The 21,690-nt window shown below is 61.6% G+C and carries 18 protein-coding genes; 17 read left to right on the plus strand and 1 reads right to left on the minus strand.

Annotated elements, in window-relative coordinates:
* Positions 1-2,076 (minus strand): retention module-containing protein (locus AC0IXA_RS10485; protein ID WP_471812943.1); only part of this gene is annotated, 2,076 nt, incomplete at its 3' end.
* Positions 2,077-2,437: 361 nt separating this feature from the next.
* Between AC0IXA_RS10485 and AC0IXA_RS10490 the strand changes: the two genes are divergently transcribed.
* The 17 genes from AC0IXA_RS10490 (at position 2,438) to AC0IXA_RS10570 (ending at position 21,608) form a co-directional block, all read left to right on the plus strand.
* Entirely contained in the window at positions 2,438-3,790 is a 1,353-nt protein-coding gene (locus AC0IXA_RS10490; RefSeq protein ID WP_016772278.1) for a TolC family outer membrane protein, read from the plus strand.
* A gap of 33 nt (positions 3,791-3,823) precedes the next feature.
* Positions 3,824-5,980, plus strand: coding sequence for a type I secretion system permease/ATPase (locus tag AC0IXA_RS10495; RefSeq protein ID WP_051600365.1), 2,157 nt, complete (start codon positions 3,824-3,826; stop codon positions 5,978-5,980).
* Positions 5,970-7,337 (plus strand): HlyD family type I secretion periplasmic adaptor subunit, encoded by a 1,368-nt coding sequence (locus tag AC0IXA_RS10500; RefSeq protein WP_024011116.1) that lies wholly within the window; start codon positions 5,970-5,972, stop codon positions 7,335-7,337. The genes AC0IXA_RS10495 and AC0IXA_RS10500 overlap by 11 nt, the downstream gene beginning before the upstream one ends.
* A gap of 335 nt (positions 7,338-7,672) precedes the next feature.
* Complete coding sequence (locus tag AC0IXA_RS10505; protein ID WP_197892861.1) at positions 7,673-8,569, plus strand: TauD/TfdA dioxygenase family protein; 897 nt, start codon at positions 7,673-7,675, stop codon at positions 8,567-8,569.
* A 17-nt stretch (positions 8,570-8,586) separates the two neighbouring features.
* The gene (locus tag AC0IXA_RS10510) at positions 8,587-9,447 is read left to right on the plus strand and encodes an ABC transporter ATP-binding protein (RefSeq protein WP_471812947.1); all 861 of its coding nucleotides are present in this window, start codon (positions 8,587-8,589) and stop codon (positions 9,445-9,447) included.
* 20 nt (positions 9,448-9,467) lie between these two features.
* Entirely contained in the window at positions 9,468-10,334 is an 867-nt protein-coding gene (locus AC0IXA_RS10515) for an ABC transporter permease (protein WP_041477414.1), read from the plus strand.
* 132 nt (positions 10,335-10,466) lie between these two features.
* Positions 10,467-11,384, plus strand: coding sequence for a LysR family transcriptional regulator (locus AC0IXA_RS10520; RefSeq protein WP_016772273.1), 918 nt, complete (start codon positions 10,467-10,469; stop codon positions 11,382-11,384).
* Positions 11,385-11,607: 223 nt separating this feature from the next.
* Complete coding sequence (locus AC0IXA_RS10525) at positions 11,608-13,146, plus strand: MFS transporter (RefSeq protein WP_460154345.1); 1,539 nt, start codon at positions 11,608-11,610, stop codon at positions 13,144-13,146.
* Between the two features lie 27 nt (positions 13,147-13,173).
* Positions 13,174-14,241, plus strand: a complete 1,068-nt coding sequence (locus AC0IXA_RS10530; protein WP_341638314.1) for an HlyD family secretion protein — start codon at positions 13,174-13,176, stop codon at positions 14,239-14,241.
* Entirely contained in the window at positions 14,238-15,806 is a 1,569-nt protein-coding gene (locus AC0IXA_RS10535; RefSeq protein ID WP_341638315.1) for an efflux transporter outer membrane subunit, read from the plus strand. The genes AC0IXA_RS10530 and AC0IXA_RS10535 overlap by 4 nt, the downstream gene beginning before the upstream one ends.
* A gap of 78 nt (positions 15,807-15,884) precedes the next feature.
* A complete protein-coding gene (locus tag AC0IXA_RS10540; protein ID WP_341638316.1) occupies positions 15,885-16,136 on the plus strand; it encodes a DUF2789 domain-containing protein in 252 nt (83 codons plus the stop codon).
* An 82-nt stretch (positions 16,137-16,218) separates the two neighbouring features.
* On the plus strand, positions 16,219-16,467 hold the full coding sequence (locus AC0IXA_RS10545; protein WP_471812951.1) for a hypothetical protein: 249 nt from the start codon (positions 16,219-16,221) through the stop codon (positions 16,465-16,467).
* Between the two features lie 123 nt (positions 16,468-16,590).
* On the plus strand, positions 16,591-17,019 hold the full coding sequence (locus tag AC0IXA_RS10550) for a MarR family winged helix-turn-helix transcriptional regulator (protein ID WP_016772266.1): 429 nt from the start codon (positions 16,591-16,593) through the stop codon (positions 17,017-17,019).
* Entirely contained in the window at positions 17,016-19,079 is a 2,064-nt protein-coding gene (locus tag AC0IXA_RS10555) for an FUSC family protein (RefSeq protein ID WP_460154344.1), read from the plus strand. The genes AC0IXA_RS10550 and AC0IXA_RS10555 overlap by 4 nt, the downstream gene beginning before the upstream one ends.
* Positions 19,076-19,285, plus strand: coding sequence for a DUF1656 domain-containing protein (locus AC0IXA_RS10560; RefSeq protein ID WP_016772264.1), 210 nt, complete (start codon positions 19,076-19,078; stop codon positions 19,283-19,285). Before AC0IXA_RS10555 ends, AC0IXA_RS10560 begins: the two co-directional genes overlap by 4 nt.
* A complete protein-coding gene (locus AC0IXA_RS10565) occupies positions 19,282-20,169 on the plus strand; it encodes an efflux RND transporter periplasmic adaptor subunit (protein ID WP_122698862.1) in 888 nt (295 codons plus the stop codon). The genes AC0IXA_RS10560 and AC0IXA_RS10565 overlap by 4 nt, the downstream gene beginning before the upstream one ends.
* Complete coding sequence (locus tag AC0IXA_RS10570; RefSeq protein WP_341638318.1) at positions 20,166-21,608, plus strand: TolC family protein; 1,443 nt, start codon at positions 20,166-20,168, stop codon at positions 21,606-21,608. The genes AC0IXA_RS10565 and AC0IXA_RS10570 overlap by 4 nt, the downstream gene beginning before the upstream one ends.
* Positions 21,609-21,690: the final 82 nt, after the last annotated feature.

Genomic DNA, 21,690 nt, shown 5'->3' on the forward strand with positions numbered 1-21,690 from the left:
AGTGATCTGGCCGCCTTCGACGACGTTATTCGTCGCAGTCAGGGTCAGGCCGGTGTTGTCGACCGAATCAGTGATCGTAGTAACGGCTGGCGTGGTGTTCGGCACCAGGTTTTCGAAATTGCCACCGGTAGCGCCAGTGATCGTGGTGCTGACGGTGCTGCCATTGTTGTAGACGTCGTTGGCCGCAGTCGGCACGTTGACGGTGCCCACGGTTTCGCCGGCCGCGATGGTGATGGTCGAACCGTTCGACAGGGTGACGGTCACCGGCGTCTGCGCCGGGTTGGTCAGTGTCGCGGTGTAAGTGATTTGACCGCCTTCAACAATGTTATTGGTCGCGGTCAGCGTCAGGCCGGTGTTATCAACCGAATCAGTGATCGTGGTAACGGCTGGCGTGGTGTTCGGCACCAGGTTTTCGAAATTGCCGCCGGTAGCCCCGGTGATCGTCGTGCTGACGGTGCTGCCGTTGTTGTAGACGTCATTGGCCGCAGTCGGCACGTTCACGGTGCCAACGGTTTCGCCAGCCGCAATGGTGATGGTCGAACCGTTCGACAGAGTGACGGTCACCGGGGTTTGCGCCGGGTTGGTCAACGTCGCGGTGTAAGTGATCTGGCCACCTTCAACGATGTTGTTGGTCGCAGTCAGGGTCAGGCCAGTGTCATCGACCGAATCGGTGATGGTGGTGACCGCAGGCGTGTTGCTTGGCACCAGGTTTTCAAAGTTGCCGCCGGTAGCGCCAGTGATCGTGGTGCTGACGGTGCTGCCATTGTTGTAAACGTCATTGACCGCAGTCGGCACGTTGACGGTGCCCACGGTTTCGCCAGCCGCGATGGTGATGGTCGAACCGTTGGACAGAGTGACGGTTACCGGCGTCTGCGCTGGATTAGTCAGCGTCGCGGTGTAAGTGATCTGACCGCCTTCAACAATGTTGTTGGTCGCAGTCAGGGTCAGGCCGGTGTTGTCGACCGAGTCGGTAATGGTGGTAACGGCTGGCGTCGGGTTCGGCACCAGATTTTCGAAATTGCCGCCGGTAGCGCCGGTGATCGTGGCCGTAACGGTACTGCCATTGTTGTAAACGTCATTCGCTGGGGTCGGCACGTTGACGGTGCCGATAGTCTGGCCAGCGCCAATGGTAATGGTCGAGCCGTTCGACAGAGTGACTGTTACCGGCGTCTGCGCTGGATTAGTCAAAGTCGCCGTATAGGTAATCTGGCCGCCTTCGGTCACGCTCGAACCAGTCGTCAACGTGACGGTAGTGGTATCGACGGTGTCTGTCACTTGCGTGGTCGCCGGGATAGTCGGCGGGGTCACGATGATGCCGTTGCCGCCGCTGGTGCCGGTGACGGTCACGTCGATCTGGCTCGGGTCGTTGTAGACCGTGTCGTTCGGCGCCAGCGGCACGTTGACGGTGCCGGTGGTGGCGCCGGCCGGGATAACGATCACTGCGCCATTGGACAGGGTGATGGTCAGGTCGGTCAGCGGCGCCTGGGTCAGGGTCGCGGTATACACCAGCACGCCGCCGGCTTCGGTGATGGTCGGCGTGGCGCTGAGGCTCAGGGTCGAGTCACGCAGCGCGTTGGTGGTGGTGTCGGTGGTCAGGCCGCCGGTGGTGTCCTGCGCGACTTGGCCGGCAGAATTGATGCCCGCCGTCGGAAAGCCAATGGTCGGATCGACGCGGCCAGCGGTGGCGTCGAGCATGACAAAGCTGTGACCACCACCGGCGGCGCCACCGGTACCTGCGGCGGTCGGGCCGGCCGCAGTGGATTCGAGTGCGGTGGTCGGGTCGACACCGGCGGCGATGGCTTGCTGCAGTTCTTCTACAGAAGGCGCAGCCTGCGCCGTGGCTTCGGCCAGGTCAGTGCTGGAGTCAGGCGAGCTGGCGCTCCATTGGGTGTCGCGACCCAGATCGAGCATGCGGCCATCGGCCAGTTCCAGCGACACCGCGCCGGACAGGCCGGTATCGATCTGGTCGCCGACATACAGGCGATCGCCTTCAACGAGTACGCGACGCACGCCCTCTGGGGACACCACGAAAACCTGACCGACAATGCTTTTGACGATGGCAACAACACTGCTCATTGAAGACTCTCCGGGGTGTCACATTCAGTTGACTTCCATGGACCTGACGGGCGTCGGCGCCACTTCAGTCTGGACGTACTTTCTATAAATGGATAACTTATTGACGCTGTATTTCCGTCAATAATCTGGCTATAAATTATCGAGATTAACTTTATGCCAAACTATTGACCTTCTGGGAGCCATCCTAAACAATCGCCCCACTAATGTCACATTGATATTTCCGCGGCGACCTGTCCTTCAGCCTGTCATCCAGTTCCTCTTTTGAACTTTCCGACATACGGTCTTTCGGGTTGCCATCATCCGACGCAGCACCACGTTTCTGCTGTGATTCAAGACAAGAAGTTCCGGGAAAATTCCAACCATGCGTTCGCTTTTGCTCCTTGCCGCTCCCTTCGCTCTCGCCGCCTCATTTGTACAAGCACAATCCTTACCAGAAGCCATGCAACAGGCGCTGGATGTCCATCCGGAGATTCAGGCGGGGGTCAACAGTCGATTGGCGGCGGATTATCAGTTAAAGGCTGCGAAAGGGGGATACCTGCCCAAGGTCGATCTGCTCGGCGGTTATGGCCGTGAAGGCACCGACAGTGTGACCACTCGAGCGAACGGTGGAAGCAATCACTGGGAGACGTTGAACCGCAGCGAGTCAAGTTTACGTCTCTCGCAAATGGTTTTTGACGGTTTCGCGACGTCCAACGAAGTTGCGCGTCAACAAGCCAACGTCAGCTCCCGCGCTTACTCACTGCTTGGCACTTCCGAGCGTACTGCACTTACTGTCGCCCAGGTGTATCTGGACGTGCTGACCCGTCGCGAATTCGTCCGTCTGGCCGAGGAAAACCTCAAGAGCCACCAGCGCATCTACGATCAGATCCAGCTGCGCACCCAGCGCGGCGTCGGCAGCGGTGCCGACCTTGATCAGGCCGAAGCGCGTATGGCCCAGGCCCGCAACAATCTGATCACCGAACAGACCAACCTCGCCGACGCGGAAACCAACTTCCTCAGCGCCGTCGGCCAGATGCCCGACCAGCTCGAGCGCCCGGCGCCGTTCATGGCGATGATGCCCGCCAACCTCAATGAAGCCCGCGCGCAGATGCTGGAAAACAGCCCGATCCTGCGTTCCGCCGAGTCGGATATTGCCGCTGCCGAGAAGCAGTTCGCCACCGCCAAATCGACCTTTTACCCGCGCTTCGACGCCGAACTGGGCCGTACCGCCGATAACGATATCGACGGCCAGAACGGCCACAACAATGAATGGCAGGCCATGCTGCGCATGCGCTTCAACCTGTATTCCGGTGGCAGCAACAAGGCCGATCTGGAATCCAAGTCGTACCTGGCCAACCAGGCGCTGGACATCCGTAACAACGCCCTGCGTCAGTTGAACGAAGAGCTCGGCCTGGCCTGGAACGCCCTGAACAACGCCAACGCTCAGGTGCCGATCGCTCAGCAATACGTCGATCGCAGCACTTCGGTGCGTACCGCCTACCAGCGTCAATTCAGCCTCGGCGAACGCACCCTGCTGGATTTGCTCGACAGCGAAAACGAGCTGTTCACCGCCTCGCGGCGTCTGGCGGAAATCAAGAACATTCAGTTATTTACTCAGTATCGAATCAAGGCGACCATGGGCCAATTGCTCAAAAGCCAGGGAGTGGTCGCGCCGTTGGCATCCGTTGTGCAGAACGACGTGAAGCCCAAGGTCCAGCTGCCTGGGATGAACTGAGTTATCCCTTTCAACTGTTAAAGAGTGTCGAGCGTGGAATCAGAAGTCAGTCGAGTTCAACTCAGCCATGATCCACGCGCGTTGCATGACGATCCGTTGCTGGATGGTCTGCTCGCCCTGTGCATGCTGCACCAGAAGCCTGCCAGCGCGGCGATGCTGACCACCGGCCTGCCGCTGCCCAAACAACGTTTGAGTGTCGAGTTGCTGCCGCGCGCAGCGGCCCGCGCCGGGCTGCAGGGGCGGGTGTTGCAGCGCAAGCTCGAAGAAATTCCGGCGATCGCCATGCCCGCGCTGTTGCTGCTCAAGGATGGCCGCAGTGCCGTCCTGCTCGGCTGGCAGGGCGACAACGAAGCACGCGTACTGCTGAGCGAAAGCGATGGCGGCGAATCGGTGGTCAGCCGCGAACTGCTGAGCGACGATTACACCGGCAAAGTGTTCTTCGCCCAGCCGCAGCACAAATTCGACGTCAACCACGGCACGCTGATCCCGCGCGCACGCTCGTGGTTCCGTGACACCCTCAAGCGTTCGCGCTGGCTGTACGCCGATGCGATCGCCGCCAGTTTCCTGATCAACATCATCGCCATGGCCGCGCCGCTGTTCGTGATGAACGTCTACGACCGCGTGGTGCCGAACCAGGCCGAAGCAACCCTTTGGGTGCTGGCGCTGGGCATCACCGGCGCTTACATCTTCGACTTGATCCTCAAGAGCCTGCGCAGCCTGTGCCTGGATCTGGCCGGGAAGAAAACCGACCTGATCATCTCCGCCACGCTGTTCGAGCGCATTGTCGGCATGGCGATGAAATACCGCCCGGCGCGGGTCGGCAGTTTTGCGCAGAACATCCATGAGTTTCAGAGCCTGCGCGACTTTCTCGCCTCGCTGACCCTGACCAGCCTGATCGACCTGCCGTTCACCATCCTGATTTTCATCGTCATCGCCATTCTCGGCGGGCATCTGGTGTGGATCCCGGTCCTGGCGTTCCCGATTGCCCTGTTGATCGGCTACGCCTTGCAGAAGCCGTTGATCGCGACCATGGAGCGCACCATGGCGCTGGGCGCTGAGCGCCAGTCGAGCCTGATCGAAACCCTCGCCGGGCTGGACGCGGTCAAGGTCAACAACGCCGAAAGCGAGCGCCAGTATCAGTGGGAGCAGACCATCGGCACCCTCAGCCGTCTCGAGCTGCGAGTGAAAATGCTCTCCGGTCTGGCAATGAACATCACCTTGCTGATCCAGCAACTGGCCGGGGTGATCATGATCGTCTTCGGCGTGTACCAGATCATCGCCGGCAACCTGAGCATGGGCGGGCTGATTGCCTGCTACATGCTCAGTGGCCGCGCGCTGAGCCCGCTGGCGTCGCTGTCCGGCCTGCTCACGCGCTATCAACAGGCGCGGGTGACCATGACCTCGGTCGACCAGATGATGGAGCTGCCGCAGGAGCGCAACTTCGAGGAGCGCCCGCTGAGCCGCAAGGTCCTGCAGGGTGCGATCGAATGCCGTCAGCTCAGCTTCACCTACCCGGACCAGCAGAACCCGGCGCTGAAGAACATCAACCTGGTGATCCGTCCCGGCGAGAAGATCGGCATCATCGGCCGCAGCGGTTCGGGCAAGAGTTCGCTGGCGAAACTGCTGGTGGGCCTGTACCAACCGGACGACGGTGCCTTGCTGGTCGACGGCGTGGACATCCGCCAGATCGACGTCAGCGAACTGCGCTACAACATCGGTTACGTGCCGCAGGACATTCAGCTGCTGTCCGGCACCCTGCGTGACAACCTGGTGTCCGGCGCGCGTTACGTCGAAGACGAGCTGGTGCTGCAAGCCGCCGAACTGGCCGGCGTCCACGAATTCGCCCGTCTGCACCCGCAAGGCTACGAGCTGCAAGTCGGCGAGCGGGGGCAAAACCTCTCCGGCGGTCAGCGGCAGAACGTCGCCCTGGCCCGGGCGCTGTTGCTCAATCCACCGATTCTGCTGATGGATGAGCCAACCAGTGCGATGGACAACACCGGCGAAGAACGCCTCAAGCAACGCCTCGCAGCAGTGATTGAAAACAAGACCGTGGTGCTGGTCACGCACCGGGCATCGCTGTTGTCGCTGGTCGATCGCCTGCTGGTGATCGATCGCGGGCAGATTCTCGCCGACGGCCCGAAAGCCGCCGTGATGGAAGCGTTGAAGAAGGGGCAGATCAGTGTTGCTTAAGTCCGGTGTCAAGGAGTCGATCCGTCGCTACTTCAAGGGCTCTGCCTCGCTGCAGGGCCAGCCGCTGCCAGAGGTCAACAAGGCGCTGATCGAAGACGCCCCGCGCGTCGTGCGCCTGACCATCTGGGCAATCATCGGCTTCTTCGTGTTCCTCATGCTCTGGGCCAACTTCGCCGTGATCGACGAAGTGACCAAGGGCGACGGCAAGGCGATTCCGTCTTCCAAGATCCAGAAAATCCAGAACCTGGAGGGCGGTATCGTCTCCGAGCTGTTCGTCAAGGAAGGCCAGATCGTCGAGGCCGGCGCGCCGCTGATTCGTCTCGACGACACACGTTTTGCCTCCAACGTCGGCGAAACCGAGGCTGATCGCCTGTCGATGTTGCTGCGGGTCGAGCGTCTGAGCGCGGAAGTCGATGATCGTCCGCTGAATTTCCCCGAGGACGTGCTCAAAGCCGTGCCGGGTCAGGCAAAAAGCGAAGAGTCGCTGTACATCAGCCGCCGTCAGCAGTTGCACGATGAAATCGGCGGCCTGCAGGAGCAATTGATCCAGCGTCAGCAAGAGCTGCGTGAGTTCAGCTCCAAGCAGGCGCAGTACCGTCAGCAACTCGGCTTGCAGCGTCAGGAAATCAACATGTCCGAGCCGCTGGTGGCGCAGGGCGCGGTCTCGCCGGTGGAAGTGTTGCGCCTCAAGCGTGCCGAAGTGGAAACCCGTGGCCAGCTCGACGCGACCACGCTGGCCATTCCGCGCGCCGAATCGGCGATCAAGGAAGTGCAGCGCAAGATCGACGAGACCCGCGGCAAATTCCGCAGCGAAGCGCTGACCCAACTCAACGAAGCGCGCACCGATCTGAACAAGGCCCAGGCCACCGGCAAGGCGCTGGAAGACCGCGTCAGCCGTACGCTGGTTACCTCACCTGTGCGGGGTATCGTCAACAAGTTGCTGGTCAACACCATCGGCGGCGTGATCCAGCCGGGCAGCGACATGGTCGAAATCGTGCCGCTGGATGACACCCTGCTGGTCGAAGCCAAGATCCGCCCGCAGGACATTGCCTTCCTGCATCCGGGACAGGAAGCGATCGTCAAATTCACCGCCTATGACTACACCATTTACGGCGGCCTGAAGGCACAGCTGGAGCAGATCGGTGCGGATACCATCACCGATGAAGACAAGAAAACCACCTACTACGTGATCAAGGTGCGCACCGAGCGCAGCCATCTGGGCACGGATGAAAAGCCTTTGCTGATCATTCCCGGGATGGTCGCTTCGGTGGATATCATCACTGGCAAGAAATCGGTGTTGAGCTATTTGCTCAAGCCGATCATTCGGGCGCGGGCTGAAGCGTTGCACGAGCGCTAGATCTTCGGCGCTGGTGACGGCCTATTCGCGAGCAGGCTCGCTCCCACAGGAGATTGCATTCCAACTGTGGGAGCGAGCCTGCTCGCGAAGGCGCCCGCTCAGGCGCTGCATATCCGTCGGTAAGTGACACAAATCGTCACTCCACCCCCCTCACCATTCGCCATATCGTTATTCATTAACGGTATTTAATTTCCAATTCTTATAGCTATAAAGTCACCCTCCTGCGTACCTGCCGACCAATCGGCGCGCCGCACGACCTGAACCGACACGCAATCCAGCGTGAGTGTCTGATCGACGAGCGCATCCATGAGCGCGCCGTGCGTGGGAGATGATTGATGTCCGCCGCTACTGCCACCGAAAGCGCCGCAACTGCCGCGCCACAAGTTTTTGAAATTCGCCCCTTCAGCGGTGCCGTCGGCGCCGAGATCGTTGGCCTCGACCTGCGCCGGCCGGTCAATGATCAGGACTTCGCGCGCATTCATCGCGCGCACTTGGATTACCACGTCGTGGTCTTTCGCGATCAGCAGATCACCCCGCAACAGCAAATCGATTTCAGCCGCCGCTTCGGCGTGTTGCAGATCCACGTGCTCAAGCAATTCCTCTTGGCCAATCACCCGGAAATCCTCATCGTTTCCAACATCATCGAGAACGGCCAGAACATCGGTCTCGGAGACGCCGGCAAGTTCTGGCATTCCGATCTCTCCTATAAAGAGCTGCCGAGTCTCGGCTCGATGCTGCACGCCCAAGAGCTGCCCGCCGAGGGTGGCGACACGCTGTTTGCCGACATGCACAAAGCCTGGGACGACTTGCCCGCTGCGTTGCGCACTGCGGTCGAAGGACGTTGCGCTGCGCATTCCTATACCGCGCGCTACAGCGAAACCAAGTTCGAGGGTAACTGGCGCCCGACCCTGACTCCTGAACAGTTGGCTCAGGTCGCCGAAGTGGTGCACCCGGTGGTGCGCACTCATCCGGAAAACGGCCGCAAGGCCTTGTTCGTCAGCGAAGGCTTCACCACGCGCATCGTCGGTCTGCCGGAAGACGAAAGTCGTCAGTTGCTCGGCGAACTCTTCGCCCACAGCGTGCTGCCGCAAAACATCTACCGCCATCAGTGGGAACCGCATGACCTGGTGTTCTGGGACAACCGCTCGCTGATCCACCTTGCCGCCGGCTGCCCTGCGCATCTGCGCCGCAAGCTGTATCGCACGACCATTCAGGGCGACGCGCCTTTCTGATTTGCCGGAGATCGATCATGAACGCCCCTTTGCCAGGCCACGCGGCCAGCAACCCGATCGCCCGCAGCGAAGCCTTGCTGGCCGTCGATCACGTCAGCCTTGAATACCGCACGCCGCAGCGAGTGGTGCGCGCTACCCATCAAGTCAGTTTCGCCGTCGACCCGGCTGATCGTTTCGTCCTGCTCGGCCCGTCCGGTTGCGGGAAATCGACCTTGCTCAAGGCGGTCGCCGGGTTCATCCGGCCTTGTGAAGGCGAGATTCGTCTGCAAGGGCAGCGCGTCGATGCGCCGGGGCCGGACCGCATTGTGGTGTTCCAGGAATTCGACCAGTTGCCGCCGTGGAAAACCGTCAAGCAGAACGTGATGTTCCCGCTGCTCGCCTCGCGTACCTTGAACAAGAAAGACGCGGAAGAACGCGCGTTGCACTATCTGGAAAAGGTCGGCCTCGCAGCGTTCGCCGACGCCTATCCACACACCTTGTCCGGCGGCATGAAAGCCCGGGTGGCGATCGCCCGGGCGTTGGCCATGCAGCCGAAAATTCTCTTGATGGATGAACCCTTCGCTGCACTCGATGCGCTGACCCGCCGCAAGATGCAGGAGGAGTTGCTGCTGCTCTGGGAAGAGGTGCGCTTCACCTTGTTGTTCGTCACTCATTCGATTGAAGAAGCACTGGTGGTGGGCAATCGCATCCTCCTGCTGTCGCCGCATCCGGGGCGGGTGCGCGCCGAAGTGCACAGCCATCAATACGATCTGCACAGCCTCGGTGGCCTGGCGTTTCAGGAATCGGCGCGGCGCATTCATCGTCTGCTGTTCGATGAGGGCCAGGCGCCAGAGACCGAGCGTGACCACGACTTCAACGATATTCGCATCGCCTATTGAGCGGCCAGGAGGACTACCCGATGAGCCATTCATCATCCGTGCGTGAAGAATTCGAAACCGTGCTCGAACCGCTGACCGCAGTGCCGGTCGAGCGCGAATTGCCGCTCGGCACGCGCCTGTGGCAACAGGGCTGGTTGCGCAAAAGCCTGATCCTGATCGTGCTGGCGATTATCTGGGAAGTGGTCGCGCGCATTCAAAACAACGACCTGATGCTGCCGAGTTTTCTGCAAACCGCGCAGGCGCTGTTCGACGGTTTGCTCAGTGGTGAGCTGCTGGCCAAGGTGTGGATATCCCTGGTGGTGCTGATCAAGGGCTACCTGATCGGCATCGTCCTCGCGTTCGCCCTGACGACATTGGCGGTCTCGACCCAGTTGGGACGTGATCTGCTCAGCACCATGACTTCGATGTTCAACCCGTTGCCGGCGATTGCCCTGCTGCCGTTGGCGCTGCTCTGGTTTGGCTTGGGCCAGAACAGCCTGATTTTCGTGCTGGTGCATTCAGTGTTGTGGGCGTTGGCGCTGAACACCTATGCCGGATTTCTCGGCGTCTCCGAAACGCTGCGTATGGCCGGGCGCAATTATGGTCTCAAGGGGTTGCGCCTTGTGTTGTTCATACTGATTCCGGCGGCGCTGCCTTCGATTCTCGCCGGTTTGAAGATTGGCTGGGCGTTCGCCTGGCGCACCTTGATCGCTGCCGAACTGGTGTTTGGCGCGACCAGTGGCAAGGGCGGGCTGGGCTGGTACATCTTCCAGAATCGCAATGAGCTGTACACCGACAAGGTGTTTGCCGGGTTGGCGGTGGTGATCCTGATTGGTCTGCTGGTGGAGAATCTGGTGTTTGCCACCCTTGAGCGGGTGACCGTCAAGCGCTGGGGTATGCAGCGCTGACCTGAAAAGATCGCAGCCTGCGGCAGCTCCTACATGGGAAAACCATCCTCTGTAGGAGCTGCCGCAGGCTGCGATCTTTTGATCTGCTAGCATTGCGCATGGATCAATCCAGATCAGCCAAGAGTGCTCAACATGCAACTCCCGGACATGAACCTTCTGGTCGCCCTCGATGCCTTGCTCGACGAGGGCAGTGTGGTCGGCGCGGCGCGGCGGATGAACCTCAGCCCGGCGGCCATGAGCCGCACGCTGACGCGGATTCGCGAAGCCATCGGCGATCCGATTCTGGTGCGCGCCGGGCGTGGCCTGGTACCGACCCCCAAAGCCCTCGAACTGCGCGAGCAGGTACGCGACGTGGTCGAGCAGGCGGCGCTGCTGTTTCGCTCCGCCGATAGCGTCGAACTGGGCACCTTGCGTCGACGTTTCAGCATCCGCGCCAATGATTTCTTCGTCGGCGTTTACGGCGGCAAGCTGTTCGACACCCTCGACCAACTCGCCCCGCATTGCGAATTGCGCTTCGTCCCGGAAGGCGATGGCGACGATGAGGCGCTGCGCGAAGGGCGCATCGATCTGAGCGTCAGCAACACCCGGCCGCTCACCCCGGAGGTTAAGGTACAGAACCTGTTCTCCACGCATTTCGTTGGCCTGGTGCGCGAGAATCATCCATTGCTCGATGGCGAAATCACGGCCGAGCGCTACGCCGGTTTTTCCCATATCAGCATGTCGCGCCGTGGCATCGCTCGCGGCCCGATCGACACGGCGTTGAATGCGTTGGGGCTGGAGCGTCGAGTGGCGGTGATCGCGCCGAGTTTCCATGCAGCGATGTTTGCCCTGCCCGACTCCGACCTGATCCTGCCGGTGCCTAAAGAAGCCCTGCTCAGCGTGCGGCGGCTGGGGCTGAAACTGCGTTCGTTCGACCTGCCGATTCCGCTGCCCATGCTGATGCTGACCCAGGCCTGGCACCCGCGCTTCGACAAGGACCCGGCCCACCGCTGGCTGCGTGAAACCCTCAAGACCTGCTGCGATGAAACGTGGCTGGCGGCACAGCCGTAAATCATCAGGCACCATCGAATCCCTGTGAGAGCGAGCCTGCTCGCGAAAGCGGTGGATCAGTCACCTCAATGGCGACTGGTCCACCGCTTTCGCGAGCAAGCTCGCTCCCACATAGGCATTCACCGTTGTGTCTGATGCACTTATAACCTGCCAATAAGTCAATTTTCGTCAGCATCAAGCCCCACTAAAATGCTCCGGTATTTCACCCCCGGAGTTTTCATTCATGACATCCCTGACGGTCCCGGCACCTCTCGCCGCGACCAGCCCGGCGACGGCGGCTGCGCCTGCGGTGTTCGGGGCGCGGATCATCATTGGTCTGGTCGGCGTGCTGTTGGCCGTGCTGGTCTCGGGCCTCAACGAGATGGTCACCAAAGTCGCACTCGCCGATATTCGCGGCGCGCTGCACATCGGCTACGACGAAGGCACCTGGCTGGTCGCCAGTTACACGGCGACGTCGGTCGCGGCCATGGCCTTTGCGCCGTGGTGCTCAGTGACCTTCTCGCTGCGCCGCTTCACGCTGTGCGCCATCGGTCTTTTTACCGTGCTCGGCGTGCTGTGCCCGTTCGCGCCCAATTACGAAAGCCTGTTGTTGATGCGCATCCTCCAGGGCCTCGCCGGTGGTGCATTGCCGCCGATGCTGATGACCGTCGCACTGCGCTTTCTCCCAGCGAACATCAAACTGTACGGACTGGCCGGCTACGCCCTGACCGCGACTTTCGGCCCGGGACTCGGCACGCCGCTGGCCGGTCTGTGGACCGAATACGTCGGCTGGCAGTGGACGTTCTGGCAGATCATCGTGCCGTGCCTGATCGCCATGGCCGCAGTGGCTTACGGATTGCCCCAGGATCCGCTGCGGCTGGAACGTCTCAGGGCGTTCAACTGGAAAGGCCTGCTGCTGGGCTTTCCAGCAATCTGCATGCTGGTGATCGGTCTGTTGCAGGGCAATCGGCTGGACTGGTTCGAGTCGAATCTGATCTGTGGATTACTCGGTGCCGGTTCGCTGCTGCTGGTGGCTTTTATGATCAATGAATGGTCGCAGCCGATTCCGTTTTTCAAATTGCAGATGCTCGGCATCCGCAACCTGCTGTTTGCGTTGATCACCCTCGCCGGGGTGCTGATCGTGCTGCTGGCGGTGGTGCTGATTCCGTCGAGTTATCTGGCCCAGGTGCAGGGTTATCGTCCGGCGCAAACCGCGCCGATCATGCTCATTGCCGCGCTGCCGCAGTTGATCGCGCTGCCATTGGTGGCGGCGCTATGCAACTTGCGCTGGGTCGATTGCCGCTGGGTGCTCGGCATTGGTCTGAGCATGCTCGCGCTGTCCTGCCTCGGCGGTTCGCACCTGACTTCGGCGTGGATTCGCGACGATTTCTACGTCCTGCAATGGCTGCAGATTTTCGGCCAGCCGATGGCGGTGTTGCCGCTGCTGATGTTGTCGACCGGCAGCATCACGCCGATGGAAGGACCGTTCGCGTCGGCGTGGTTCAACACCGTCAAAGGCCTGGCTGCCGTGGTTGCCACCGGCGTCATCGAAGCGCTGACCACCGCGCGCCTGCATTTCCATTCGACCATGTTGGTCGACAGCCTCGGCAATTCGCCGCTGGCCGATCACAGCGATCCGGGCCTCGCTCACCGCGTGCATGAGCAGGCGGTGGTGCTGACTTCGTCCGATTTGTACCTGTGCATGGCCGGCGTCGCTGTGGCGTTGATCCTGCTGATTTTCTGGCTGCCGACGCGGATTTATCCGCCGCGCGCGCCGACCTGATCGCTGTACTGAAACTGAAGGTTTTTTATGACTCAATCCAAGCAAAAACTCGCGGTGGCCGTGGCTGCCGCGCTGGCGGTGGGCGTGCTGGTGTACCTGGCAATGCCCGGGCTGTTCGGCCAACGCACCGAGCAAACCACCAACGACGCCTTCGTCTCCGCCGACTACACGCTGGTGGTGCCGCGCGTGGCCGGGTTCATCAAGCAGGTGCTGGTCGAAGACAACCAACAGGTCAAGGCCGGGCAGTTGCTGGCGCTGATCGATGACCGTGATTTGCGCGCAGCGGCGGAGGCGGCTGACGCGCAAACCCTGGTCGCGCGGGCGCAGTTGCAGAACGCCAACGCGACTCTCGAGCGGCAGGCTTCGCTGATCGCTCAGGCGCAGGCCACCGTGGTCTCGGCCAAAGCGGAAATGGCCTTCGCACAACAGGAACTGAACCGCTACAACCACCTCGCCGGTGTCGGCGCCGGCACCGTGCAGAACGCGCAGCAGGCGCGCACGCGCATTGATCAGGCCTCGGCGCGCCTCGACACCGCGACCGCGAAGCTGGCGGCCGAACGCAAGCAGGTCGAGATTCTCACCGCCCAGCGCAACGCCGCCGAAGGCAATTTGAAACACGCGCAGGCGGCGCTGGAGATTGCCAGTTTCAACCTCTCTTACACGCGTATTACTGCGCCGCAGGACGGCATGATCGGCGAGCGTGCGGTGCGCGTCGGCGCCTACGTCACGCCGGGCAGCAAGCTGTTGGCGGTGGTGCCGTTGCAGCAGGCCTATGTGGTGGCCAATTTTCAGGAAACCCAGTTGACCGACGTGCAGCCCGGGCAGGATGTGCAAGTCCGAGTGGATAGTCTCGGTGGCGAAGCTCTGACTGGCCGCGTCGAGAGCATTGCGCCGGCAACTGGCGTGACCTTTGCGGCGGTGAAACCGGATAACGCCACCGGTAATTTCACCAAGGTTGTGCAGCGGATTCCGGTGAAGATCATGCTGGAACCGGGCCAGCCACTGGCCGAGCGGTTGCGGGTGGGGATGTCCGTCGAGGCGAGTATTGATACCGCCAGCTCAAAGGCGTCCGGGCGCGAGGTGACGCAGCGATGATCGGTGTTGAATCGGCTGTCGCCTTCGCGAGCAGGCTCGCTCCCACATTTTTTAATGCGTTCCCCCTGTGGGAGCGAGCCTGCTCGCGAAAAAGCCAGTGGCAGCAGCTAACCTTCAGTGCCTTGCTCACAATGAGTCTCACCGCCTGCACCGTCGGCCCAGACTTCCAGAAACCCGAAGCCCCTCAGCCTGCCGACTGGGCCAAACCCGCCCGGTCCGCCCCAAGCCAGGCCGTCAGCGAACCCCTGAACGAACGCTGGTGGGAAATCTTCCACGACCCGCAGCTTTCCGCGCTCACCCAGCGCGCGCTGAACAGCAACCTCGACCTGCAACTGGCCAGCAGCCGCCTGCAACAAAGCCGCGCCGCGCGTCAGGTGATCACCGCCGAGCGTTATCCGAACAGCACCGCCAGCGGCAGCTACGGGCGCAAACGCAACAGTGGCAAAGGCTTGAACGATCCATCGGGAAATAACGGCGACGAGGCGTTCAACCTGTGGGATGCCGGTTTCTCGGCGTCATGGGAACTGGATTTCTGGGGGCGCGTGCGCCGTGAAACCGAAGCCGCTGATGCCAATCTCGAAGTGGCAGAAAATGATCGTCGCGGTGTGCTGCTGACCGTGCTCGCCGACACCGCGCAAAACTACATTCAGCTGCGCGGGGTGCAGAACACCCGCGCTGTCACCGAGCAGAACCTCGACGTCGCTCGCCACAGCCTGAAACTCTCGCAGTTGCGGCTGGCCGATGGCGTGGCCACCGACCTGGACGTCGCCGAAGCCGCCGCACAAGTCGCCGCCATCGAAGCACGGCTGCCAGCGCTAGAGCAGCGTCAGGCGCAACTGATCAACGCGATCAGTCTGCTGATGGGCGAACCGCCGCAGGCCCTCGCACGCGAGTTGTCCACAGACGCGGCAGTGCCGCAGTCGCCACTGCAAGTCGCCATCGGCCTGCCGTCGCAATTGGCCGAGCGCCGCCCGGATATCCGCCAGGCCGAAGCGCGTCTGCATGCGGCCACCGCCAACATCGGCGTGGCCAAGGGCGACTTCTATCCGCGCATTACCCTGTCCGGCAACCTCGCTTCACAGGCCATGCAGCTGAGCGATTTCGGTTCATGGGGCTCGCGTGCCTTCGGCATCGGCCCGCAATTCAGCCTGCCGTTGTTCGACGGCGGCCGCCTGCGCGGCATGCTCCAATTGCGTGAAGCCCAACAACAGGAAGCGGCCATCGCCTACCAGCAGACCGTGCTGCGCGCCTGGCATGAAATCGACGATCAACTGACTGCGTACAACGCCAGCCAGCGCCGTCGCGACAGCCTCGCCGAAGCCGTGCGTCAGAACCAGATCGCCCTGCGCACCGCGCAACAGCAATACGTCGAAGGCGTGGTCGATTTCATCAACGTCCTCACCGTGCAGAGCGCCTTGCTCGCCACGCAGGAGCAATGGGTGGAAAGCTCGACCGGCGTCTCTCTGGCGATGGTCGGGTTGTACAAGGCGCTCGGCGGCGGATGGCAGTCGGTTTATCCGGCAGCGCAACTGGCCGCAGGCTCACTTGACGTCGCCAGACCCTGAACCCGCAGCGACAGCTATGATCAACTCCACTGCAGCGAACGGCGCAACGCCGGACCTGAATTGCAGAGGAGTTGCATCATGGAAAATCCGCAGCACAGCCTACCGGCCCTGTTCAAACAACTCGGCCTCGATGATGATCCGACCGGCATCGACCAATTCATCGCCAGCCATTCGCCGCTCAAGCCGGATTTGCATCTGGCTGACGCGTTTTTCTGGACGGCAGGTCAGGCGCAGTTTCTGCGCGAGGAGATTCTGGATGATGCGGATTGGGCGGAAGTGGTGGATCAGTTGAATGTGATGTTGCGTAAGGGGCGCGGTGCATCGAGCTAAGGCAAACCCCACTTACAGAATGTGTGAGAGATAGAGACCGCATTGCAGTAGTGTCGCAGCTCTAAGAGCTGGAGAGTTGAGCATGAAATCCTTTTTGCCAATCCAATCGACGAGTCTTTTGCAACTGACAGTTTGCCCCGAGACCATTATTGAAACCGCTCAGTTCGGGCCGATTTCCGTTCAGGATCATCAGGGTCAAGCAATCGCGATCCTGATATCAGCCAAGCATTTTAAGGATTTGCTGGACCGTATCGATGATCTCGAATTGGCTTGTGGTGTTCAGGCGCGCCGAGGAGAAATTGGTCGCCCTGTCGAGATTGATGAAATATAGGACGGTCTTCAGCGGAGAGATTTGTTTCAAAACTTGACTGAAATTCCCCTCCAATGCGATATTGATAGTTAGCAAACTAACAGTGTCCGTTATCCCGTGTCCGATTCCCTCGACAGTCTCCAGATGAACATCAGCAGCGCCATGGTGGTGGCCGCCCGGCATTGGCGGAAGATCTGCCAGACCACGCTGGTCAACTATGGAATTTCCGAAGCCTGCGCCGTGCCCTTGTTGATGATCGGCCGCTTGGGCGAGGGCGTGCGTCAGGTGCAAGTCGCCCAGGCCGCGGGGATGGAGAGTCCTTCGCTGGTGCGCTTGCTCGATCAGTTGTGCCATGCCGGTTACGTCTGTCGCACCGAAGACGCTCAGGATCGCCGCGCCAAGTGCCTGAGCCTGACCGATACCGGCCGCGAGCTGGTGCAGGCGGTGGAGGCCGAGCTGGTGCGCCTGCGCCACGAAGTGCTGGAAGGCATCGAGCGCAGCGATCTGGAAGCTACGCTTCGGGTACTGAGGGCTTTTGAGGCGGCGAGTTCGCCTGTGGTGGTCAATTCTTGAACGGTTTTTTCACTGGCATGCCGCCGGCCCGTGACTGGTTTTACGGGGTCCGTACCTTTGCAGCGTCGATGATTGCGTTGTACATCGCCTTGCTCATGCAAATGCCGCGTCCGTATTGGGCGATGGCCACGGTGTACATTGTCTCCAGCCCGTTTCTCGGCCCGACCAGTTCCAAAGCGCTATACCGCGCGGCGGGCACTTTCCTGGGCGCGGCGGCGGCGGTGCTGTTCGTGCCGATGTTCGTGCAGAGCCCGTATGTGCTGGTGGTGGTCATTGCGTTGTGGACCGGCATTCTGCTGTTCATGTCGCTGCATCTGCGCACCGCCAACAGCTATGCGCTGATGCTGGCCGGTTACACCTTGCCGCTGATTGCCCTGCCGGTGGTGGATAATCCGCTGGCGGTGTGGGACGTGGCCGAGGCGCGTACCGAAGAGATTTTCCTTGGCATCGCCGTCGCTGCGGTGGTCGGTGCGATGTTCTGGCCGCGACGGCTGGCGCCGGTGTTCAACGATGCGGTGAGCAAGTGGTTCGCCGACGCGACGAGCTACAGCCTGAAGTTTCTCAGCCGCGATGTGCAGCCGGAAGAAGTTACCGCGCTGCGCATGGCCATGGTCGCCAACTTCAACAGCCTCGAGTTGATGATCGGCCAGTTGCCCCACGAAGGCGCGCGGCCACAAACCGTGCGCAATACCAAGGAATTGCGCGGGCGCATGATCCATCTGTTGCCGGTGATCGATGCGCTCGAGGATTCGTTGTATGCACTCGAGCGCCGCACGCCGGAACTGGTGGAAAAATTTCAGCCGCTGCTGACCGCGACCCGTGAATGGCTGGGCCACGCAGACGCCAACCTCGAGCGCTGGCAAGCACTCCGCGATCAACTCGACGCGTTGCAACCAAGCGCCGCAGCGCTGGAGGAGCGCAAACAGCTGCTGTTCTCCAACGCGATCTACCGCCTCGGTGAATTCATCGATCTGTGGCAGGACTGCCGCAGTCTGCAGGATGCGATTCTCTGCGAGCGCCAGGACAGCTGGCGCGCCGTGTACCGGCACTGGCGCCTCGGCCGGTTGACGCCGTTCATCGATCGCGGGCTGATGCTCTACTCGGTGACCTCGACCATTCTGGCGATCATCGTCGCTTCGGTATTGTGGATTCTGCTTGGCTGGCCGGATGGCGGCAGTGCGGTGATCCTGGCGGCGGTGGCGTGCAGCTTCTTCGCCTCGATGGACGACCCGGCGCCGCAGATTTACCGGTTCTTTTTCTGGACCGGGATGTCGGTGCTGTTCGCCAGCCTTTATCTGTTTCTGATTCTGCCCAACCTGCACGATTTCCCGATGCTGGTGCTGGCATTTGCCGTGCCGTTCATTTGCATCGGCACGCTGACGGTGCAACCGCGTTTCTACCTCGGCATGCTGCTGACGCTGGTCAATACCTCGTCGTTTATCAGCATTCAGGGTGCCTACGACGCGGATTTTTTCGCCTTCGCCAACTCCAACCTCGCCGGGCCGCTGGGTCTGTTGTTCGCTTTCATCTGGACGCTGGTGGCGCGACCGTTCGGCGCCGAGCTGGCGGCCAAGCGTCTGACCCGGTTCAGCTGGAAAGACATCGTCAGCATGACCGAGCCGGCCAGCCTCGCCGAGCATCGGCAGTTGGGCGTGCAGTTGCTCGATCGGCTGATGCAGCACCTGCCGCGTCTGGCCCTGACCGGTCAGGACACCGGCATTGCCATGCGCGAAGTGCGCGTCGGTCTGAATATGCTCGACTTGCTTGCTTACACCCCGCGCGTCAGCGGCGTGCCAAACGCCCTGTTGCGACAAGTGGTGGGCGAGGTTGGCGAGTATTTTCGCGCGTGCCTCAAAGCCGACGAACGCCTGCCGGCACCGAGCGGTCTGCTGATGACCCTTGATCGTACCCGCCGAGCGCTGAACGGACAGGGCGACGATGAAACCCGTCGACACCTGTTGCACGCCTTGAGCGGTCTGCGTCTGGCCTTGCTGCCCGGCGTCGAGTTCGTCTCCAGCGTCGAGCCCGAAGAACCGCTGCCCGATGGAGCGCCCCTATGATCGGTGATCTGGATATCAGCGGCATCTTCCTGCCGACCCTGCTGGTGCTGATGGGCATCACTTACGTGCTGTTTTTGTTGGTGCATGGCGTGCTGCAACGCCTGCACTTTTACCGTCTGGTCTGGCACCGGGCATTGTTCAACGTGGCGCTCTATGCCGTGCTGCTGTACGGCGTGGACTCACTCAGTCGATACCTGATGACATGAAAAAACCGTTTCTGACCATCGGTCGCGTGGTCCTGACCCTGCTGATCGTGACTTTTGCCGTTGTCCTCGTCTGGCGCATGGTGATGTATTACATGTTCGCGCCGTGGACCCGCGACGGCCACATTCGCGCCGACATCATCCAGATCGCCCCTGACGTTTCCGGGCTGATCCAGCAGGTCGAGGTAAAGGACAACCAGTTGATCAAACGTGGCCAGGTGCTGTTCAGCATCGACCAGGATCGCTTCAAACTGGCCCTGCGCCAGGCCAAGGCCGCCGTTGCCGATCGCCAGGAAACCCTCGCCCAGGCGCAGCGTGAAGCCAAGCGTAACCGTGGCCTCGGCAATCTGGTACCGGCCGAACAGCTGGAAGAAAGCCAGTCGCGCGTCGCCCGTGCACAGTCGGCATTGGCCGAAGCCTTGGTGGCGGTCGATAGTGCGCAGCTCAACCTCGATCGCTCGGTGATCCGCAGCCCGGTCGACGGTTACGTCAACGACCGCGCGCCGCGTCCGCAGGAATTCGTCACCGCCGGGCGCCCGGTGTTGTCGGTGGTCGACAGCAACTCCTTCCACATCGATGGCTATTTTGAAGAAACCAAACTCGACGGCATCCATGTCGGGCAATCGGTGGATATTCGCGTGATCGGTGACCGCGCCAGGTTGCGCGGGCATGTCGAAAGCATCGTCGCCGGCATCGAAGACCGCGACCGCACCAGCGGCAGCAACCTGCTGCCCAACGTCAACCCGGCGTTCAGTTGGGTACGCCTGGCGCAGCGGATTCCGGTGCGCATCGCTTTTGACGAGGTGCCGGCCGACTTCCGCATGATCGCCGGGCGTACCGCCACCGTGTCGATCATCGACGACCAGCATGAGGAGTCGCAGCCATGAGCAGGGCCTGGTTGATCGCCGGGTTGGGCGTGATGCTCTCGGCCTGTCAGATGGTCGGCCCGGATTATCAGGTGCCCGCCGACGCGGCGGTGCAGCGCAAGGATATTCAGGGTGAGCTGGCAGTCGCCGGCAAACCGGTGGTCTCAGCGCCGGTGCCGACCGACTGGTGGCGGCTGTATAAAGACCCGCGCCTCGATCAACTGGTGCAGCAGGCCATGGCGTCCAACACCGATTTGCGTGTAGCGGCGGCGAACCTGTCGCGGGCACGTGCTCAGGTGGATGAAGCCGAGGCCGCTGGTGGCTGGAGCGGTGGGGTGAAAATGGGCGCGCAACGTTTGCAGGAATCCGGTCAGGCGTTCCTGCTGCCGGAGAAAGTCCCGGTGGCGAACATCGCTGATGTCGGCATCAGCGCTTCGTACCAGTTCGACCTGTGGGGGACTCTGCAACGCGGCATCGAAGCGGCCAAAGCCAATGCCGATGCGACTCAGGCCGCAGCCGATACGGCGCGTATCACCTTGGTGGCGGACGTGGTTCGTGCTTACACCCAGGTCTGCGCAGCCAACGAAGAGCGGGAAATCGCCGAGCATTCTCTCGAACTGCAATCGCAGAGCACCACGCTGATCCAGCGTCTGCGTGACGCCGGGCGTGGTGACGAGACTCAGGTCACCCGTTCGCAGACCCAATTCAAATCCCTGCGCGCCGACTTGCCGCGCTATGAAGCGGCGCGGCAGGCCGGGCTGTTCCGTCTGTCGATGCTGCTGGCCAAACCGGTCGAACAGTTGCCGGCAGGTACCGCCAGTTGCGCCGAGTTGCCGAAGATCGCGCAACTGGTGCCGGTCGGTGACGGCGCTGCGCTGCTCAAGCGCCGCCCGGATATTCGTCAGGCCGAGCGGCGTCTTGCAGCGGCAACCGCCGGCATCGGCATCGCCACCGGTGAGCTGTACCCGGACATCAGCATCGGCGCGACCATCGGCACCGTCGGCATCATTGATGACCTCGGCGATCCGTCGACCAACCGCTGGGGCTTTGGCCCGTCGCTGAGCTGGAAAGTACCGACCAACGGCGCCCGTGCGCGCATTCGTGAAGCCGAGGCCAACACTCAAGGCGCGCTGGCGCATTTCGACGGCGTGGTGCTCAACGCCATCCGCGAGACCCAGACCGGTCTGGCCCAGTACAGCGCGTTGCTGCAACGCCGCGATGCGCTGGCTGAAGCCGAGCAGTCGGCGAAGCTCGCCGCCGAGCAGACGCACCGCTTCTTCCAGGCCGGCCGCGAGTCGTTCCTTGCCGACCTGCAAGCGACCCGCACCTATACCGATGTCACCGCGCAACTGGCCGCCGCCAATACCCAGGTCGCAATGAGCCAGATCGATTTGTTCCTCGCCCTGGGCGGTGGCTGGGAAAGCGGACGAACGAACACCTCGAGCGCCAGCAAACCCTGAGGCCGTTGCTATGCTTTGAAGTGTTGGAGGGGCGCCCCATGCCAAGCGCTCCTGCAATGCACATTGCTCGTGCTGGCCCAGG

The organism is Pseudomonas sp. AC083, from assembly GCF_979253165.1.

Bases quoted from the DNA above. Each gene is read 5' to 3' on its own strand.
- AC0IXA_RS10530 (WP_341638314.1), top strand. From the start codon at position 13,174: ATGACTCAATCCAAGCAAAAACTCGCGGTGGCCGTGGCTGCCGCGCTG.
- AC0IXA_RS10505 (WP_197892861.1), top strand. From the start codon at position 7,673: ATGTCCGCCGCTACTGCCACCGAAAGCGCCGCAACTGCCGCGCCACAA.
- AC0IXA_RS10520 (WP_016772273.1), top strand. From the start codon at position 10,467: ATGCAACTCCCGGACATGAACCTTCTGGTCGCCCTCGATGCCTTGCTC.
- AC0IXA_RS10490 (WP_016772278.1), top strand. From the start codon at position 2,438: ATGCGTTCGCTTTTGCTCCTTGCCGCTCCCTTCGCTCTCGCCGCCTCA.
- AC0IXA_RS10535 (WP_341638315.1), top strand. From the start codon at position 14,238: ATGATCGGTGTTGAATCGGCTGTCGCCTTCGCGAGCAGGCTCGCTCCC.
- AC0IXA_RS10565 (WP_122698862.1), top strand. From the start codon at position 19,282: ATGAAAAAACCGTTTCTGACCATCGGTCGCGTGGTCCTGACCCTGCTG.
- AC0IXA_RS10510 (WP_471812947.1), top strand. From the start codon at position 8,587: ATGAACGCCCCTTTGCCAGGCCACGCGGCCAGCAACCCGATCGCCCGC.
- AC0IXA_RS10525 (WP_460154345.1), top strand. From the start codon at position 11,608: ATGACATCCCTGACGGTCCCGGCACCTCTCGCCGCGACCAGCCCGGCG.
- AC0IXA_RS10515 (WP_041477414.1), top strand. From the start codon at position 9,468: ATGAGCCATTCATCATCCGTGCGTGAAGAATTCGAAACCGTGCTCGAA.
- AC0IXA_RS10550 (WP_016772266.1), top strand. From the start codon at position 16,591: ATGAACATCAGCAGCGCCATGGTGGTGGCCGCCCGGCATTGGCGGAAG.
- AC0IXA_RS10570 (WP_341638318.1), top strand. From the start codon at position 20,166: ATGAGCAGGGCCTGGTTGATCGCCGGGTTGGGCGTGATGCTCTCGGCC.
- AC0IXA_RS10560 (WP_016772264.1), top strand. From the start codon at position 19,076: ATGATCGGTGATCTGGATATCAGCGGCATCTTCCTGCCGACCCTGCTG.
- AC0IXA_RS10540 (WP_341638316.1), top strand. From the start codon at position 15,885: ATGGAAAATCCGCAGCACAGCCTACCGGCCCTGTTCAAACAACTCGGC.
- AC0IXA_RS10545 (WP_471812951.1), top strand. From the start codon at position 16,219: ATGAAATCCTTTTTGCCAATCCAATCGACGAGTCTTTTGCAACTGACA.